Here is a 17,155-nt window from a genome sequence, read left to right as displayed (position 1 = left end):
CTTTTTTAATTAATGGGGGGTAAGGAGAAAAACTATGGAAAAACCAATTCATCTTCGTGTTTTTGAAGATCATGATCGAAAATTAATGGAGGACTGGTTATATCAAGACTATGTTCGGCAATGGTTGATCCATCCAGAAAATTGGTTAATGGAAATTGATCAACGTCACGGTAAGTTTAATTGGATTCATCATTATATCGTCATGTTGGATGGTGATCCAATTGGATTTTGCCAATACTATGACTGTTTTCGAGCAAAAGAATTGGAAGAGTGGCTGGATGTAGAAGAATCGGGAAGGTTCTATAGTTTGGATTATTTGATAGGCAAGCCAGCTTTTTTAGGTAAAGGTTATGGCAAGCAGATTATAAAACACCTAATAGGACAAATTCAGCAACAAGAAACAGGAGTACGAGAGGTTCTTGTGGAACCGGATCATGAAAATATTTCTTCAAATAAGGTTTTATTAGCCAATGACTTTATCTATGATAGCGAAAAGGGCTATTATCGAAAGGCATTATAAAGAAATGCCTCTCAAAAAATGAGAAGCGTTTCTTTTAATAATTTGCTCTAGGTCCACCAATATATTTTGCCCGGCTTCTTAAGGCTGTAACGTGAGCACCGCCTAATTCTTTAATAGATGGACGAACGGGAACTTGAACATGTTTAATATGCATTCCAATTGAAGTATCTCCTATATCAATACCTGCTTGTGCTACAACATGTTCCACTTCTACTGGATCAGTAAATTGTTCGAAAGCAGCTACTGAACAGGAGCCGCCGGCATGCAGCACTGGTCTTACATTAACAATTTTCCAATCTTTTTTCTCAGCTATTTCTCTTTCGACGACTAGCGCACGATTGATGTGTTCGCAGCCTTGAACGGCTAAATAAATACCCCTCAAATCCAGGATTTCTTTCAAGGTTTCAATTACCCATTCGCCAACTTCTTTGCTCGATTTTTTACCGATCATACCGCCAACGATTTCACTAGTAGTACAACCTAATACAAAAACATTTCCTGATTTCAGGTCGGATTCGTTTAAAATCTCGTGAACGATTGTGGTTAACGATTCTTTCAATTCTTTTTTTTCCATAGGTAAAACTTCCTTCTATTTAAATTGTAATCGATGAACAATTCGGTGTAATGCCTGATATAGAGGAACTGTCACGGCAATGCCGAAAAGATTTTGAACTAAGTTAGTTGGCAGCGAGGCTAGCCCCGCCGGCCAGCTGTAAAGAAAAGCAGTAGCCAAAGCATAACCAATAATCATAAATAAACTAGCAAATGAAAAACCTAAAATCATTCCGTTGCGATAAGACAGCTTCTGATAAACAGCTCCTAGTATTAATCCTTGCAAACCATGAATCATAATTGAAAAGAACGCCCACTCAGGGTAGCCAGAAATCATATCAATTAATCCACCACTTAATGCCCCTACAAACAATCCACCTGTAGGACCAAATAGTAAGGCAGAAGTGTAGATTCCTGCTTCACAGAGAGTAACAAAACCTTTTGTTGCCGGGACCGGTATGATGAACATAATTGAGAGTGTCACCGTTAATGCTACCATCATTGCTAACGTAGTTAGTGTTCTTATTTTCATTCGTTATCCTCCTTATACCAAACATTTCCATCTCCATTTTTCAACACAACCCCATGCTGAATGGCTTGATAAACAAATTTTTTACTTTGTTGAATTGCCTCAGTGGAAGACTTTCCTAAAACTAAATTGGAAGCAATTGCTGAGGCAAAGGTACAACCAGCTCCGTTGATCGTTTTTTCCATCAGTTTTGGTTTACGATACAGTTCAAACTCATTCCCATCATAGTAGAGATCGAGAGCTGTTTTACCAGCTAGGCGCTGTCCACCTTTTATTACAACGGAGGTTTTCCCTTGTTGCTGGATATTTTCCGCTGCTTTCTTCATCGATAGCTCATCTGTAATGCTCAATCCGCTCAGTAATTCAGCTTCTTTCAAATTAGGTGTTACTATAGTAGCTAGCGGAAACAATTCCTGAATCATTAAGTCACGATAGTTTTTCTGATAAACTTCAGTTGTTTCTTTGAAAGCCAGTACTGGGTCAAGAACGATGGGGACATTTTGCTTTTGTAAAAAATGTTTGATCACCTGAAGTGAACGAATATTATTGATCAACCCAATTTTGATTCCGGCCAAATCTACTCCTGATTGAATTGTCTGCAACTGTTGCTCCAAAAGTTTTGATGAAAGATCCTGAATAATAAATTCTTTATCTTCGACTACGGCAATACAAGTAACGGCTGTTAGACCGAATAATTGATACTGTTCAAAGGTTTTTAAGTCTGATTGAAGTCCACCACCGCCTAAGGTGTCTGATCCAGCGATAGTTAAGATATTTTTTGTCATAACAACCTCCTTATGCTTTTTAATTATAATCTACGTTGTGAAAATAAAAACAGCCAATTGGTTGTTTTGTTGCTCATCCAATTTTCTAGAAGTTTAATCATTTGTGGGAATAGGCGGAATCGGTTAGCATTGAGAAAAAGGAGGAATCATCTATGAAAGTATTTGTTGCTGGAGCAACTGGTCGAGTTGCCCAACTTTTAATTGAAAACCTAGTAGAAAAAGGACACTTCGTTTACGCCGGGGCAAGAAGAGAAAATGAAATTCCTATGAATGATCAAGTAAAACCAGTCCATTTAGATTTGCACGATGATGTGGCTGATTTGGCTAAAACCTTAGGTGATGCAGAAGCCATTTATTTTGTAGCGGGTTCTCGAGGAAAGGATTTGCTGCAAACAGATTTATACGGTGCAGTAAAACTGATGCAGGCAGCTGAACAAGAAGGAATAGGTCGATATATTCAATTAAGTTCATTGTTTGCTTTAGTTCCCGAAAATTGGAGTGATAGTATTTTGAATTATAATATTGCTAAATATTTTTCTGATTCGTGGTTAATTAATAACACTGATTTAGATTATACAATTATTCAACCGGGTTCTTTAAAAGAAGAAACAGGTAGTGGCAATATTACTACTTCCATCGAAAAACGTAGTGAAAACTCCATCGAAAATGTAGCAGCCGTTTTGGCTGAGGTATTGGAACGGCCAAACACCTATCAAAAAGTGATTATGATGGGTGACGGTGATACACCAATTGATGAAGCATTAGCAGCCATTTAAAAGAAAGCAGCCCACCACAATCGGCGGGCTGCTTTCTTCTAATCATAATGTTGAACCTTCGCTTGTTGCTTATCGAAGTCAATTAACACTTGAAAACCTTTTTCTTGATCGTCCTGATCCCAAATCTCAACAAAGTTGGGCAGAATTTCAAGCAGAATTTCAGTGTCTTTGTGGGGGTACGCATTATAACTTTTATCCCAGGATGCTTGATACAGCTGTTGGAAAAACTGGTTAGGTTCATCAACTAACAACCCGTGATTTACAGCTTTCCCTTCGATTTGTACTCCCCAGTAACAAATTGCCACATTGGGATTTTCTAATAGTTGCCTGGTTTTTCGAAAATTTTTATCAGTTTTAAATAGTAAACGACCTTCATAAATAATTACACTGACATTTCGCACTGTGACATGATCATTTAGACTGGTAGCTAATGCCATAATCTTTTTCTTACCAAGCTTTTTATAAAATTGATCCAAAGCTATTTTAAAATCCATTAGCTAAACTCCCGTCTTAAGAAGATTGATCGCAAGCGATCCAATGACAAGTAAACGATGCCGGAGCACACCCCGAATTTTATTAGGTTGAAAGGCACGATCCCAATTACTACTAATTTCCAAACGCTGTCCACAAAGGGATTCACAGCTTGAGTCATTGCAACAACGGCCTCCATAGATAAGCCATAAAGGGTCGCATAAAAAGGGATAATAAAGTAGATATTTGAAACACAGGCCACCACAATTGCTGACAGTGTTCCTACGACCATCCCCATGAACGCCTGCTGTTTTTTATGAGAGCGTTGGTAAAAGAACCATGAAGGTAGGATAAAACTGGCACTCAGAAGAAAGTTTTGAATTTCTCCTGTGAACATAGAGGTAGTTCCTACTGTGGTTAGCTTGATTAACAGCTTAATCAAAACAATCAGCAAACCAGAGATAGGCCCCAAAAGGAAGGTACCAATCATTTCCGGAACACCAGCCAGATCAAAGTCCATGAACGGTGGCATAAACGGTAACGGGAATTTGAACATCATTAATAAATAAGCGATGGTACCCATGATAGCGGTTAATACGAGTTTTCTTGCAGTAAATTTCATTCTGTCACACCTTTCTCAAACATAAAAAAGAACCTTACAACAAATTCGCAAGGCACAACAAAGTAGAAAAAAGGTGCTTAAATAGACCAGAAGATTGATCACTAAACACGCCTATTTTTCTTCTTCCATCCAGACTATACTGTCGGTCTCAGAATTACACTGAGTCAACCTAAAAAGGTTCGCGGACTATCACCGCCGGTCGGGAATTTCACCCTGCCCTGAAGAACTATTGTGTTCATTTTCACATACAAGTTCTGGAATTGCAAGCGGTTTTTCATTTTTTTCTTAGCAAACTATCGACTTTTTCTCATGAAAGACTAAAAAAAGTATGTGCAGATATGATAAACTAGACAAAGTAACCTTGATCTAGAAAAATATTTTATCAATGAAATGTGGTGATCATCATCATAAGAAAATCGAAAGCAATCAACTATTATATAAAGCAACGAGGGCTGACTAAGGATCAAGCGGAGTATCGCTGGCAAAAGACACATCGCCAGTACGAGGAGCTTGAGGCCTTGTTTTTATCCATTTATTCAGCTACAACGGTCACCTTTGAAGAAAAACCAAGGAAACTGAAGGCGTTGACGATGTATCAATGGGTTAGCTTTGCCTTGATTTTTATTGTTCCCTTTGTATTGGTGGCTAATTCTAATGGAGAACGAACTGAATTGTTTTACGTAGTAGTCTTTATTCTGCTAGTGTCTAACTTAAGTATCGCTGCAACAATTAATCAAAAGAAAACTGAAGAGCTGCAGAACGAAAAGGCCGAAGCAATGATGAGAAATAATCAGGAAGTCATTGACAAGTTAAGAAGAATTCAACAGTTAGAAAGAGGTATGTACTTTCAAAAACCAGAACTTTTATTAGCTTTGCATAAATTGAAGCCTAAAGAGGTAAAAATAAATGAAGAAGAAACTTTCGGATATGAGTCTGAAGGAACTTTGGCAACTCTTTCCTATCGAACTAAGCAACTCAAGATTAGAATGGCAAAACTATTATCAAGAAATCGAGAGTAAGCTGACGGATTGGATTCCAAAAGAGCAATGTTTAAGAATTTCGCATATTGGAAGTACAGCAATAAAAGAAATAAAGGCTAAAAACATTGTAGATGTACTAGTTGAGCTCTCGCCTAATGCAGTACTTCAATCAATAGCAGATATATTAGAAGAGCATGATTGCATCATTATGTCGGCATCTGTAAACCGAATCTCTTTAAATTGCGGATACACACCTGATGGTTTTGCTGAAAAGGTTTATCATATTCATCTACGGTACATCGGTGATAATGATGAATTATATTTCCGTGATTACTTAAACCAATTCCCGACTACCGCACAAGACTATGAACAATTAAAAGAAGTTTTAGCTGTCAAATATCGGAACGATCGGAATCGATACACGGATGAGAAGGGAAGCTTCATCAAAAAAGTAACTGCAGAGGCGAAAAATTTTTATGGAGAAAAATATGGATATGGTAAAAAAGATTGATAGTGGACTGCAGGATTGTTTATCTTCAAATCAAAATCTTTCCTTATTGCAGTATCATTGATAATGATTGGAATACCATTTTGTGACAGAATTATTGGAATAAAAATAAGTAAATTAGAAATGGTAGGACCATTACTAACCGCTATAGGAAATACTATTGTATTAATAATATTCCTGGCGAACTAATAAGCCTTACGATTAAATCAATCGAAACTACGTCTACAGTTTTATCACTGTAGGCTTTTTTGCATTATTAACTATTTGTTCAACCTTACTATCTTAGAAGAATCTTTTTTCTATTTAATTCAATAAGGATATCGTTAGGAAAATGAAAAACGCGGTGATAAAATGAAAATAGCAGGAGGTAAAGTGATGCAAGATGATTGGTTAATGCGTCAATTACAAATTATTCCCAAGCAATTACCGATGATAAAACAAACCAATAATGATCCGTTAATTGATGTTAAGGATTCGCTGACGGGTGAAATGCGCTCGGTTTCCTTAACACAATACATGTACGAAAATGTGTTGCTACGAAATATTTGTGAAGCTGAGGATATCTTTTTTGCGCATCTTCATCTATTAACGAACCATCAAATCACATCTATTTCTTCCTGGTTTTACCAAAAGCTGTCGAATATACCCGAGAGCGAACTTCTAGAAGCCAATTTTTCAGTGGAGGAAATTCGTCAAGGGCAAGATGAACTTCAACGCCTTCTGATTCAGCGAACCGACGGATAAATTTAAAAAGTGTGGTGGAAATATGGCAGATTTAGCAAAAGATATTATGCGCTGGCTGGAACATCCTGCATCTGAAAAAAGAAGTACTCAAGAGCTGACATATTACGATCAGCTATGGCAGGACTTAATTCTTGAAATTCAACGAATCGAAGGCTGTGAAACCCCTATGGATTACGAAGCAGATTTTGCTCGAATGGCCCAATATTCCGGACCTATTTATCGAATTCATCACGAGTTTGAACACAACTACCCATTTGGTGTAATAGAGACTTCTTCATTTGTTTCTTGGAGTAAGCAAATGAACTTTATGGATTATTCATGGCTGGAAAAGGGAGCAGAGATATTATTGATTGAAGGGAAAGTAGACTTTCCAGAAATCGGAATTGATCTGGCAGGAATAAGAAACTGGGCAAACAAGTATGAACATCCCTTATCCTTTGATCAATGCGAAGTAGAACAAGAGGTAGTATTCCCGTTAAATTTAAATCAGATTATTCATATGGAAATTAAGCAGATAGATTAGGATATTTTTGTCTAAGCTATTTTTAATGTCTTGAAAAACGTATTGATTTTTTTGCCATGTTGATTAAAAGAAAGAAACGGTTGGAATCATTAATAAAAGAACACTCAGCAAATTACTGAGTGTTAATTTTTTTCTTGTATTCGTGGAATCCACCCTAATTAAAGTGCTTTTTTTGCAAACTGTCTATTTTCTAATAACAAATTTTTCTCTAAAAGTATCAATGTAATCTTTTTGGACTTTTAAGCCTTCGAACAAGTACCCCTCGAAAGATCCATATGTTTTGTTTAAAACTTCTTGAGCGTGTATTAAATAGGATTTATCAACTAGCAAAGCGATGTTTAAAGCCTTTAACTGATCTTTAGTTAAGGTTGATTTGAAAGTTGAGAGAATTTCTCTGTTGATAGACACACGAGAACTGTTCGTTTTTAGGTAATCATTCATTATTTGTTCATCCGTTGCACCAGCAATTTTTAATATAATTGCCGCAGCAATTCCGGTACGATCTTTCCCAGCAAAACAATGAAAAACCAATGGGGTGTTTTTATCTAGAATCCCTTCAAGAAACTGTTTGTAGCCTTCTATTGCTGACTCACTAGTAATTAAAGAACTGTAAGTTTCGATCATCGCATTTTTCACATTTTTACTGTCAATACCCTGCATGTTGTTCAGTGCGGCCATATTAATAGACGCAACTGATTGTAAAATATCGATATTTTCTTTTTCTATACCATCAATTTCCGTGTCTGGTTGTTCCTCAATCTCTTGTGCACTTCTAAAATCATATATTTTTTTAATTTTATAATCCTTCTTTAGACTACGAATATCTTGCTCACTTAAATCGGTCAATTGTCCACTTCTATAAAAATAACCGGATTTAAAGTTTCCAGCTTCTACAGGTATTCCACCAATATCTCTAAAATTTGCTAACATAATTTCACCCTTTTCGTTTTTTGCTAGTATACACATAGAATAAAAAAGATGCAAAACAAAAAAGTACTCATTTGTCGAAGGTGCAGGAATCCTTCGTTTTACTAGTAACTAATAAATTCTCGTTTATCTAATGCTGGTCATCTTTTTTCTTTTCAAAATTCAATCCTTCTTTTTTAATCAGAACTAGGATTGCTCGAGATAGCAATTTTATTATCCTCAAACTATTCCTTTAGCTAACGCACCCCTCCAATTAAGGTTCAAAAATCCGATTGATTCCATTCCTTATACCTGGTTTTAAGCTCCCAATTTATCACATCATAAAAATTATGCTTGTGAAAATCAGTTTTATTAACTTCTGCAAGTCCGTTTCTTTTCGTAAACCTCAAAACGATATATGGAGGGACAGCTAATATCGGTGGGTATAAAGACAACTCCTAGTTAAAGCTTCTTTAAAAACAGTTATCTGAAATACTCAAAATAGAAAATGTAAACATAGAAAACAATGCGTAAACCTATCTTTTCCTCACTCAAATAAAAACTGCCAATATAAAGGTTTTCGTATTTTCTATTCTTAAATAAGTGCTATAGAAGAAAAATATCTGTCGGAATATCCGCCATAAATTACGTATTTTTACCCAAAAATCTGAAGTATTCTAGCTTTAACAGAGAGGAGAGGTGCCATGACGATACCTATTTGATTAGTTATAAAAAGTTCTATCTAGTTCAGAATTTTTTTAGTGCTATACCAGGTGTAGATTTGTAACTAAAAAATAGAAGGGAGGAACAAAACATGTTGGGTGTCATTTTATTGTATGTAGGCATGGTGTTAATGAGTAATGGTTTTTATCGCTTACAAAAAATAAATGATAAATCAATTGCGGTGATGAATTTGTTTACAGGAGGACTAAGTCTAACTCTAAATCTAGTTGCGCTTTCTTACGGAATAATCGCCAACAAAGATAGCGCATGGTTTTATGCTAGTGCAACAGGTTTACTATTTGCCTTTACCTACTTATACACGGCTGTTAATTCAATTTTCAATTTGGATCAAAAACTATATGGCTGGTTCAGTTTATTCGTCGCAATTAATGCAATTCCAGCTGGTATTTTATGTTTTCAAGGATACGGCGGGAATTCATTGTATGGAATCATCTGGTTTTTATGGGGTATTTTATGGCTCACAGGCTTTATCGAAAATACTCTTGGAAAGAATTTAGGAAAATTCGTAGGATATTTAGCTATTGGAGAAGGAATTTTCACTGCTTGGATCCCAGGATTCCTGATGCTAATTAATTTATGGCCGAAGTAAGTTGAGAGGAGAAAGAAAAATATGCAACTGACGACAAGAGAACAAGAAAAAATGATGATCAGTTTGGCAGCAATGATTGCTCAAAGAAGAAAAGACAAGAAAATCAAATTGAATCATCCCGAAAGCGTCGCTTTGATCACAGATTTAGTTTTAGAAGGGGCTAGAGAAGGAAAAACTGTTTCAGAATTAATGAATGAGGGACGTATCCTTCTAACAAAAGAGGATGTTATGGAAGGAATTCCGGAAATGATTCCAATGATACAGGTAGAAGCAACTTTTCCAGACGGTACTAAACTAGTCACAATTCATGATCCTATTCAGTAAAAATAGGCATAATCTTTTTGATTAAGGAGGAAAGTAAATGATTCCAGGAGAATACAAATTAGCAAATGATCCAGTTTCATGTAATGAAGGTTACGATGCAATCACATTAGAAGTCAAAAACGTAGGTGACCGCGCAGTTCAAGTTGGCTCACATTTTCATTTCTATGAAGCGAATGAAGAGGGTTTAAAATTTGATCGTAAACAGACTTGTGGTAAACGGTTGGACATTCCAGCAGGAACAGCAATTCGTTTCGAACCGGGTGAAACAAGAAAAGTAAATTTAATTGAAATGGGTGGAAAACGCCGCATTTTTGGTTTTAACAATAAAGTAAATGGTTATTTGGATGATGATCGTAAAGCGTAAACACCCAAATAATGGAAAAGAGGGAAAATATGAGCTTTGAAATGGATAGAAATAAGTATTCGCAAATGTTTGGCCCTGTACTAGGCGATAGTGTAAGGCTAGGAGATACTAATTTATTTGCGGCAATTGAAAAAGATTATACGGTTCATGGTCAAGAAAGTAAATTCGGCGGCGGAAAAGTACTAAGAGATGGAATGGGTGTCAGTGCAACTGAGACTCGTAAGGCAAATCCTTTAGTTGCGGACACGATTATCACAAATGCCACGATTGTTGATTACACTGGAATCATTAAAGCTGACATCGGTATTCGTGATGGAAAAATCTTTGCTATAGGCAAAGGCGGTAATCCCGATAATATGGATAATATTGACTTTGTTGTTGGAGCAAGCACTGAAGCAATTTCAGCTGAAGGTTTGATTGTAACTGCTGGCGGCTTAGATATTCATGTTCATTTTATTTCTCCAGGATTAGCGCATGCAGGTCTGGATAACGGAATTACGACACTATTTGGTGGTGGAACAGGTCCGGCAGATGGAACAAACTCTGCCACAACTTCTCCAGGTAAATGGCACATAGAGAAAATGCTGCAATCAGCAGAATCGTTACCAATCAATATGGGGGTTATGGCAAAAGGTTCTGGCGCAACGCCAGATACGATTGCAGAACAGATTGAAGCAGGAGCAATGGCAATCAAAACCCATGAAGACTGGGGTGCGACGAGTGCAGGAATTGATAATTCCTTAAAGGCAGCTGATAAATACGATGTTCAGTTTGCTGTTCATACTGACTCATTAAACGAAGGTGGCTTTGTCGGCAATACCTTAGATGCTTTTGCAGGTAGAACGGTTCATACGTTCCATACAGAAGGGGCCGGCGGTGGACATGCGCCTGATATTATGGTGGTAGCAGGGCATGACAATGTGTTGCCATCTTCAACAAATCCTACCAATCCTTATACAACCAACGAAATCAGTGAACTGTTTGATATGGTTATGGTTTGTCATAATTTAGATCCTAAACTGCCTGAAGATGTCTCATTCGCAGAATCACGAGTTCGTAAACAAACAATTGCGGCTGAAGATGTCCTTCATGACATGGGAGCATTGAGTATCATGACTTCTGATGCAATGGCAATGGGACGTGTTGGTGAAGTTGCAATGCGTTGTTGGCAATTAGCAGACAAAATGAAAAAACAACGCGGACCTTTAGATGGTGATACAGAATTTAGTGACAACAATCGTATCAAACGTTATGTAGCTAAATACACCATCAATCCAGCAATCACAAATGGAGTCTCAGATTATATTGGTTCTGTTGAAGAAGGTAAATTTGCCGACTTAGTGATTTGGGAACCAGCTAAATTTGGAACGAAACCAAAAATGGTTTTGAAAATGGGGATGATCACATATGGTGTAATGGGTGATGCAAGTTCAAGCCTACCAACACCACAACCTCGTTTGATGAGAGACTTATTTGGTGCTTGTGGAAAAGCAGTTGAAACGACTAACATTACGTTTGTTTCTCAATATGCCTATGATCACAATGCTAAAGAAGCAATTGGTTTGAATAAAGTCGTTTTACCTGTTCATAACACTCGAAATCTAACTAAACGAGATATGAAATTAAACAACTATAGTCCAAAAACAATCACGGTTGATCCGCATACGTTCGATGTAAAAATTGATGACGAATTAATTACCTGTGATCCCGTTGAGGCAATTTCATTAAGTCAACGCTATTACTTATTCTAAGTGAAACAGGAGGTTGGAACAAAAGAGCTGGTCTATCGAAAAACTGCTTGATTATGTATTAGTTATGAAGAACAGATTTTTTAACTGCCTTGATCAAAGCTTTTGTTCCAATCTTTCATTAATTTTGAATGAGAATTAAAAAAGTTAAATAGGAGGTAATTTATGATTTTAACAGCAATAGATACAACTGTGAGTGAACTTACAGATATAGAAAAGTATCATGTAGAAACTGTGATTTTAAATAGTGATGAACTAAATAAAAAAATCATTCGAGTAAAAACTGATCACGGAAACGAATACGGCATTCGTCTTTCAAATGAGGATGAAGAGTTGCACCATGGGGCTATTTTTTTCTTGGATGATCATAATTTAGTACTAATCACTGTTCGGTTAGAGGAAATGATCATTGTTAGTCCAAAAACAATGGACGAAATGGGTGAAATTGCTCATATGCTAGGAAATACGCATAAGCCTGTCGTTGTGGAAGAGGGAAATATCGTTTTAGAGGTTGATCCAACAGTGATTGCTTTGTTAGAAAAAAAGCAAGTTGATTATAAAATCGAAAATATCAAACTAAAAAAACCATTGAAGCACGTGGACTTATCTCATGAACATTAATGGGCAAAAGCTTGAAAATTATTTGGATGTATTACAAATTTGTGATTCAACCTTCCCTATTGGAACCTTTAACCATTCATTTGGAATGGAAAACTATATAAGAACGGATAGAGTGACAAATACAGATGAATTTGAGCTATGGCTGGATACCTATTTAAAAACACAATTCAAATATGGAGAAGGGCTATTGATTGCTTTATGTTTCGATGCCTTGGAAAAAAATGAAATTGAAAAAATTTGGATCTATGACTCCATTATAACCTGTTCTTCACAAGCAAGCGAGACGAGAAATGGGACAAAAATGATCGCGAAACAAATGATCGATTTGGTTCAAACGTTGCACTGTATACCACTTTTAACGGAATACAAAGAATTAATTAGAGAAGATCAGGTGTATGGAAATCCAGCTATCGTTTTTTCTATATTTGCTCATTTCAAAGGATTAGAAGTTCAAGAAGCGATCTTATTATACGGATATAGTATTAATTCCACAATGATTCAGAATGCAGTTCGTGCCGTACCATTAGGCCAAAAAAGCGGACAATTGATTTTAAAACGTACGTTTGCTTTGTTAGAAAGCATTGTCCAAGAAATTGAAACACTGGATAGCTCTTGTCTGGGTGCAAATGTTCCTGGTATCGAGTTATCGCAAATTCAGCATGAAGTACAAATTTTTCGATTATTTATGTCTTAGGAGGAAAAACAGATGAAAAAAACAGTAGTGATCGGCGTTGGTGGTCCCGTAGGATCAGGTAAAACGCTACTTATTGAACGATTAGTAAGACAAACGAGTGAAGATCTGAACGTAGCGGTGATTACGAATGATATTTACACTAAAGAAGATGCAAATTTTTTAGCAAAAAATTCTATCTTAAGTGAAGATCGTATTATTGGCGTAGAAACAGGGGGCTGTCCTCACACAGCAATTCGTGAAGATGCTTCAATGAACTTTGCGGCTATCGAACAATTAAAAGATCGGTTTGAAAATTTAGATATTATCTTTTTGGAAAGTGGTGGCGATAATCTGGCTGCAACCTTCAGTCCGGAATTAGTCGATGCATCTATTTACATCATTGACGTAGCACAAGGGGAAAAGATCCCAAGAAAAGCAGGTCAAGGAATGATCAAAAGTGACTTGTTTATCATCAATAAAATTGACTTAGCACCCTATGTTGGAGCAGATTTAGATGTGATGAGAAAAGATACCCAAGTATTTAGAGATGAGAACACGTTTCTATTTACCAATTTAAAAGATCAAGAAGGCTTAGAATCTGTTGACAATTGGATACGTCATAATGTTTTATTAGAAGGTTTGTAATATGAAGCAGAATATAGATGGATTGATCCAGATGACATTTGTAAATCGTAGTAAACGTACAATTGCTTCAAAAGTTTATCATGAGGGAAATTCAAGAGTATCTTCTAATATTCCTCTACCTAACGAAAAGACACCCTACTATTTCTTTATCAGCACTGGTGGCGGCTTTATTGAAGGTGAAAAATATGAAGTAGATATGATAATTGACAAAGAAGCTCATGCGATAGTAACGACGCAAGCACCAACCTATGTTTATAAGTGTGAAAACGGCATTCAAACAAAACAAACGGTTCATATAGACTTAAAGGAAGAATGTACTTTTGAATATTTAACGGATGAAGTCATTCCATACAAGAATTCGATATATAAACAAGAAACAATCATTCACATGAAAGATACTTCAACTATCGCTTTAATTGATGGTGTCACCGCTGGTTGGTCAGAAGATGAAAAACCATTTCAATATACAGACCTGCAAATGAAAACGACGATTCTCATGAATGATCGCTTGATCTACAATGATCATCTGATTTGCGAGCCGCGAATGAATGATATGGCATCGCTAGGACACTTTGAAGGTCATTCGAATTATAATAGTTTGATTATTGTTAGCCCTAAATGTACTGACGAAGTAATTGAAAGAATCAGACAAAAATTGACTGCAATGGATACAGATATTGAGTTTGGACTTTCAACATTAGAAAAACCTGGTTTTGTGTTACGAACTTTAGGAGATAAAAGCGAAAAAAATAGAAAAGTTTTAATGGCTGCTTTAAATTGTTTTCGTATAGAACAACTGAAAGCTCCTGAATTAAATCTCAGTAAAAATGAGCATTATTTTCAAAAGTGATTCATAGAATGTATACTCACGACCGGAGATAAAGAAGTTAATTCGACTATTGGCAACGATGAAAAATAATTGAGTGATTTCGATTACTTTAAAAAAATTTTTTCACCATTTTTTTGAATTTGAAGCTCTAACAAAGCATTAAGAAATTGGTGCTTTGTTCCAGCCCTTCCTTAAATTCGAACAAATGGTGAGAAAATCCTTAGTTCGTAATAAAATCATAGACATTTATGGAACAGGAGAAAAATGAGATGAACAGTACAAAAAGTACATTTAAAAATGAAATGATTGACTATTGGTCGGAACGTTCTGAAACTTATGGGCAACAGCACCAAGAAGAGTTGCTGGGAGAACAGAAGAGACGTTGGCAAGAAGTCATTGTAAATAAATTAAATTCAAGCAGCACGCCAGTTAGAACCATCTTGGATATTGGAACAGGTCCAGGGTTCTTGTCCATTTTGTTAGCTGAATTAGGCTACGAAGTAACGTCGATAGATATGACTACTGAAATGCTTACACAAGCACAAAAGAATGCCGGTGATTTAAAGGATTTGATCCAGTGGCAATTAATGGACGCGCAAGAATTACAATTTGAAACAGAACAATTTGATGCAATCGTGACTAGAAATGTCACATGGAATTTAGAAAATCCTGAAAAAGCTTATCAAGAATGGCAGCGAGTGTTAAAAACAGGAGGAATGTTGCTAAATTTCGATTCAAATTGGTATCACTATCTTTATGATGAAAAGGTTCGAGAAACCTACGAGGCGAACCGCAAAAAAACGCAAGAACTAGATGTAAGAGACTATTATGTGGATACCAATATTGATTGGATGGAAAAATTGGCAAAAGAAATGCCCTTGTCAAAAATATCTCGTCCCATGTGGGATCAACGATTGTTGCAAGAATATGGCTTTGAAAACGTCATAATCCATAAAGATATAAACAATGATTTACTGAGTGAGGTTCAAAAATTAAACTTTCAATTTTCACCTATTTTTTTGATAGAGGCGAAGAAATAATCTTTAGTTACAACCTGTAAAATCTTTATGGCGATGGCACTATGGATGGAAGGAAAAGAGAAATGAAGAGAAAACGATTAAATACTATTTTCTTGGGTTTAGTATGTTTATTGCTAGTATTATCTAGTTGTGGCGAAAAAGTGAATCAAAACCATAAAGCGGGAAAATTGATTTATGGCAGCACTAAAGATATTCGCGATATTAATCCCCACTTATACAATGGCGAAATGTCTGCGCAAAATATGGTTTTTGAAGGCTTGACAAAAAACGAAGATGGAAAAATAAAACCTGCTTTGGCCGAAAGTTGGACGATTTCAGAAGATGGAAAAGAGTATACTTTTAAGCTTAGATCAGGTGTGCAATTTTCTGATGGGGAACCATTTAATGCAGAGGCTGTTAAACAAAATTTCGATGCCATCTTAGCCAATAAAGAGCGTCACGCATGGCTGGATATGGTCAATGAAATAGATACAACTCAAATAGTAGATGATCATACCTTTAAATTAAGCTTGAAGCATCCCTATTATCCAACTCTGACAGAGCTTGGATTAACTCGGCCCTTCCGTTTTATTTCACCAAAAAGTTTTAAAGATTTCGGAACCAAAGATGGCGTCATCAGTTATGCGGGAACAGGGCCTTACAAGTTAGTAGAACATAAAGATAACCAATCCGCAGTTTTTGAAGTCAATGATTCTTATTGGGGTGCGAAACCCAAAATCACAGAAGTTGACTGGAAAGTAATTTCTGATTCTCAGTCCTTACTTTTAGCGTTAAAAAAAGGAGAACTTGACCTGATCTATGGTGCAGATGGCGACCAATTGAATACAGATGCTTTTAATGCTTTAAGCAAAGATAACTCTTTAGTATCCGTTTCAAGTCAACCTGTTGCTTCCAGAGCAATTTTATTGAATAGTAAACGAGAAAATCTTCAATCTTTACAAGTGAGAGAGGCGATTACTCATGCCATTAATAAAAAGAATATCATTAACGGTATCCTGAATGGCTCTGAAGAAGAGGCTGAATCCTTATTGCCTAAAACAGCCCCATATTCTAATGTCGAATTGAAGCACATTGATTATGATGTGGAACAAGCAAAAAAACTATTAGATGAGGCTGGTTGGAAAGAGGGCGATGATGGAATTCGCTATTTAAATGGAAAACCTTTGAAGCTTATCTTTTCTTATAATGCCCAAAATGCACAAGAGGGAACAGTCGCCGAATCGATTCAAGCAGATTTAAAAGAAGTTGGAATTGATTTATCGATTGTCTCTGAAGAAAAACAAGATTTCCTTGATCGTCAAAAATATGGAGATTTTGATTTACAGTACTCATTGTCATGGGGAACACCCTATGATCCGCAATCTTATGTGTCTTCTTGGCGAATTCCAGCCCATGGTGATTATCAGGCACAAACAGGTTTAGAGAAAAAAGCTTGGTTGGATAATTTAATTAGCGAAGTAATGGTTGAACCAGACGAGACAAAACGACAAGCAGACTATAGTGAAATTTTAACCTATGTCAATGATCAGTGTGTGTATGTTCCAATCTCCTATTCTAAAACAAAGGCAATCGGGACTTCACAACTAAAAAATGTAGTATTTAATGATTCGCAATATGAAATCCCATTTGAAAAAATGTACTTTGAAGAAGAATAAGAGAGTA

Annotated in this window: 22 protein-coding genes and 1 riboswitch; of the genes, 16 read left to right on the top strand and 6 right to left on the bottom strand. The window is 36.2% G+C overall.

Annotated features, from left to right (window positions below; translation table 11 throughout):
• Positions 1 to 34 precede the first annotated feature (34 nt).
• Positions 35 to 520: a GNAT family N-acetyltransferase gene (locus tag IGI49_RS04745; protein ID WP_429963581.1), complete on the top strand. Its 486-nt coding sequence runs from the start codon at positions 35 to 37 to the stop codon at positions 518 to 520.
• A gap of 34 nt (positions 521 to 554) precedes the next feature.
• On the opposite strand, the gene IGI49_RS04740 is transcribed toward IGI49_RS04745, so the two are convergent.
• The 3 genes from IGI49_RS04740 to IGI49_RS04730 are packed head-to-tail and all read right to left on the bottom strand — an operon-like array spanning position 555 to position 2,386.
• Positions 555 to 1,094 carry a TIGR01440 family protein gene (locus tag IGI49_RS04740; protein ID WP_429963580.1) on the bottom strand — a complete coding sequence of 180 codons (540 nt, stop codon included), beginning with the start codon at positions 1,092 to 1,094 and terminating at the stop codon, positions 555 to 557.
• Between the two features lie 15 nt (positions 1,095 to 1,109).
• Complete coding sequence (locus IGI49_RS04735) at positions 1,110 to 1,604, bottom strand: ECF transporter S component (protein ID WP_429963579.1); 495 nt, start codon at positions 1,602 to 1,604, stop codon at positions 1,110 to 1,112.
• The gene (locus IGI49_RS04730; protein ID WP_429963578.1) at positions 1,601 to 2,386 is read right to left on the bottom strand and encodes a bifunctional hydroxymethylpyrimidine kinase/phosphomethylpyrimidine kinase; all 786 of its coding nucleotides are present in this window, start codon (positions 2,384 to 2,386) and stop codon (positions 1,601 to 1,603) included. Before IGI49_RS04730 ends, IGI49_RS04735 begins: the two co-directional genes overlap by 4 nt.
• A 152-nt stretch (positions 2,387 to 2,538) precedes the next feature.
• On the opposite strand from IGI49_RS04730, the gene IGI49_RS04725 reads away from it, so the two are divergent.
• On the top strand, positions 2,539 to 3,162 hold the full coding sequence (locus tag IGI49_RS04725) for an NAD(P)H-binding protein (RefSeq protein ID WP_207704874.1): 624 nt from the start codon (positions 2,539 to 2,541) through the stop codon (positions 3,160 to 3,162).
• 38 nt (positions 3,163 to 3,200) lie between these two features.
• Here IGI49_RS04725 and IGI49_RS04720 read toward each other — a convergent pair whose 3' ends face one another.
• Both IGI49_RS04720 and IGI49_RS04715 read right to left on the bottom strand, forming a co-directional pair.
• Positions 3,201 to 3,656 carry a pyridoxamine 5'-phosphate oxidase family protein gene (locus tag IGI49_RS04720; protein ID WP_429963577.1) on the bottom strand — a complete coding sequence of 152 codons (456 nt, stop codon included), beginning with the start codon at positions 3,654 to 3,656 and terminating at the stop codon, positions 3,201 to 3,203.
• Positions 3,656 to 4,255: an ECF transporter S component gene (locus IGI49_RS04715; RefSeq protein WP_207704876.1), complete on the bottom strand. Its 600-nt coding sequence runs from the start codon at positions 4,253 to 4,255 to the stop codon at positions 3,656 to 3,658. Before IGI49_RS04715 ends, IGI49_RS04720 begins: the two co-directional genes overlap by 1 nt.
• 113 nt (positions 4,256 to 4,368) lie before the next feature.
• Positions 4,369 to 4,485, bottom strand: a riboswitch (FMN riboswitch).
• A gap of 288 nt (positions 4,486 to 4,773) precedes the next feature.
• Between IGI49_RS04715 and IGI49_RS04710 the strand changes: the two genes are divergently transcribed.
• The 4 genes from IGI49_RS04710 to IGI49_RS04695 all read left to right on the top strand — a co-directional run bounded on the left by IGI49_RS04710 (position 4,774) and on the right by IGI49_RS04695 (position 7,010).
• Entirely contained in the window at positions 4,774 to 5,274 is a 501-nt protein-coding gene (locus IGI49_RS04710; RefSeq protein WP_429963576.1) for a hypothetical protein, read from the top strand.
• Entirely contained in the window at positions 5,162 to 5,746 is a 585-nt protein-coding gene (locus IGI49_RS04705) for a GrpB family protein (RefSeq protein ID WP_429963575.1), read from the top strand. The genes IGI49_RS04710 and IGI49_RS04705 overlap by 113 nt, the downstream gene beginning before the upstream one ends.
• A gap of 372 nt (positions 5,747 to 6,118) precedes the next feature.
• Positions 6,119 to 6,487 (top strand): DUF6483 family protein, encoded by a 369-nt coding sequence (locus IGI49_RS04700; protein ID WP_429963574.1) that lies wholly within the window; start codon positions 6,119 to 6,121, stop codon positions 6,485 to 6,487.
• Positions 6,488 to 6,509: 22 nt separating this feature from the next.
• On the top strand, positions 6,510 to 7,010 hold the full coding sequence (locus IGI49_RS04695; protein ID WP_429963573.1) for a hypothetical protein: 501 nt from the start codon (positions 6,510 to 6,512) through the stop codon (positions 7,008 to 7,010).
• Between the two features lie 183 nt (positions 7,011 to 7,193).
• Here IGI49_RS04695 and IGI49_RS04690 read toward each other — a convergent pair whose 3' ends face one another.
• Positions 7,194 to 7,940 carry a tyrosine-protein phosphatase gene (locus IGI49_RS04690; RefSeq protein ID WP_429963572.1) on the bottom strand — a complete coding sequence of 249 codons (747 nt, stop codon included), beginning with the start codon at positions 7,938 to 7,940 and terminating at the stop codon, positions 7,194 to 7,196.
• A gap of 790 nt (positions 7,941 to 8,730) precedes the next feature.
• Between IGI49_RS04690 and IGI49_RS04685 the strand changes: the two genes are divergently transcribed.
• From IGI49_RS04685 to nikA, 10 genes are all read left to right on the top strand, one after another.
• On the top strand, positions 8,731 to 9,249 hold the full coding sequence (locus IGI49_RS04685; RefSeq protein ID WP_429963571.1) for an AmiS/UreI family transporter: 519 nt from the start codon (positions 8,731 to 8,733) through the stop codon (positions 9,247 to 9,249).
• A 21-nt stretch (positions 9,250 to 9,270) separates the two neighbouring features.
• Complete coding sequence (locus IGI49_RS04680) at positions 9,271 to 9,573, top strand: urease subunit gamma (RefSeq protein WP_429963570.1); 303 nt, start codon at positions 9,271 to 9,273, stop codon at positions 9,571 to 9,573.
• A 37-nt stretch (positions 9,574 to 9,610) separates the two neighbouring features.
• Positions 9,611 to 9,937 carry an urease subunit beta gene (locus tag IGI49_RS04675; protein ID WP_429963569.1) on the top strand — a complete coding sequence of 109 codons (327 nt, stop codon included), beginning with the start codon at positions 9,611 to 9,613 and terminating at the stop codon, positions 9,935 to 9,937.
• A gap of 29 nt (positions 9,938 to 9,966) precedes the next feature.
• On the top strand, positions 9,967 to 11,688 hold the full coding sequence (gene ureC / locus IGI49_RS04670; RefSeq protein ID WP_429963568.1) for an urease subunit alpha: 1,722 nt from the start codon (positions 9,967 to 9,969) through the stop codon (positions 11,686 to 11,688).
• Between the two features lie 162 nt (positions 11,689 to 11,850).
• Positions 11,851 to 12,306, top strand: a complete 456-nt coding sequence (locus tag IGI49_RS04665; protein ID WP_429963567.1) for an urease accessory protein UreE — start codon at positions 11,851 to 11,853, stop codon at positions 12,304 to 12,306.
• Entirely contained in the window at positions 12,296 to 13,000 is a 705-nt protein-coding gene (locus tag IGI49_RS04660; RefSeq protein WP_429963566.1) for an urease accessory protein UreF, read from the top strand. Before IGI49_RS04665 ends, IGI49_RS04660 begins: the two co-directional genes overlap by 11 nt.
• A gap of 12 nt (positions 13,001 to 13,012) precedes the next feature.
• Positions 13,013 to 13,624, top strand: coding sequence for an urease accessory protein UreG (gene ureG / locus IGI49_RS04655; RefSeq protein WP_429963565.1), 612 nt, complete (start codon positions 13,013 to 13,015; stop codon positions 13,622 to 13,624).
• A 1-nt stretch (position 13,625) separates the two neighbouring features.
• A complete protein-coding gene (locus IGI49_RS04650) occupies positions 13,626 to 14,474 on the top strand; it encodes an urease accessory protein UreD (protein WP_429963564.1) in 849 nt (282 codons plus the stop codon).
• Positions 14,475 to 14,722: 248 nt separating this feature from the next.
• The gene (locus IGI49_RS04645) at positions 14,723 to 15,493 is read left to right on the top strand and encodes a class I SAM-dependent methyltransferase (RefSeq protein WP_429963563.1); all 771 of its coding nucleotides are present in this window, start codon (positions 14,723 to 14,725) and stop codon (positions 15,491 to 15,493) included.
• Positions 15,494 to 15,555: 62 nt separating this feature from the next.
• Complete coding sequence (nikA, locus tag IGI49_RS04640; RefSeq protein WP_429963562.1) at positions 15,556 to 17,148, top strand: nickel ABC transporter substrate-binding protein; 1,593 nt, start codon at positions 15,556 to 15,558, stop codon at positions 17,146 to 17,148.
• Positions 17,149 to 17,155: the final 7 nt, after the last annotated feature.

The organism is Enterococcus sp. AZ071 (assembly GCF_050499065.1).
Lineage (GTDB): Bacteria > Bacillota > Bacilli > Lactobacillales > Enterococcaceae > Enterococcus_A > Enterococcus_A ferrettii.
This window is presented reverse-complemented; position numbering and strand designations above follow the sequence as displayed.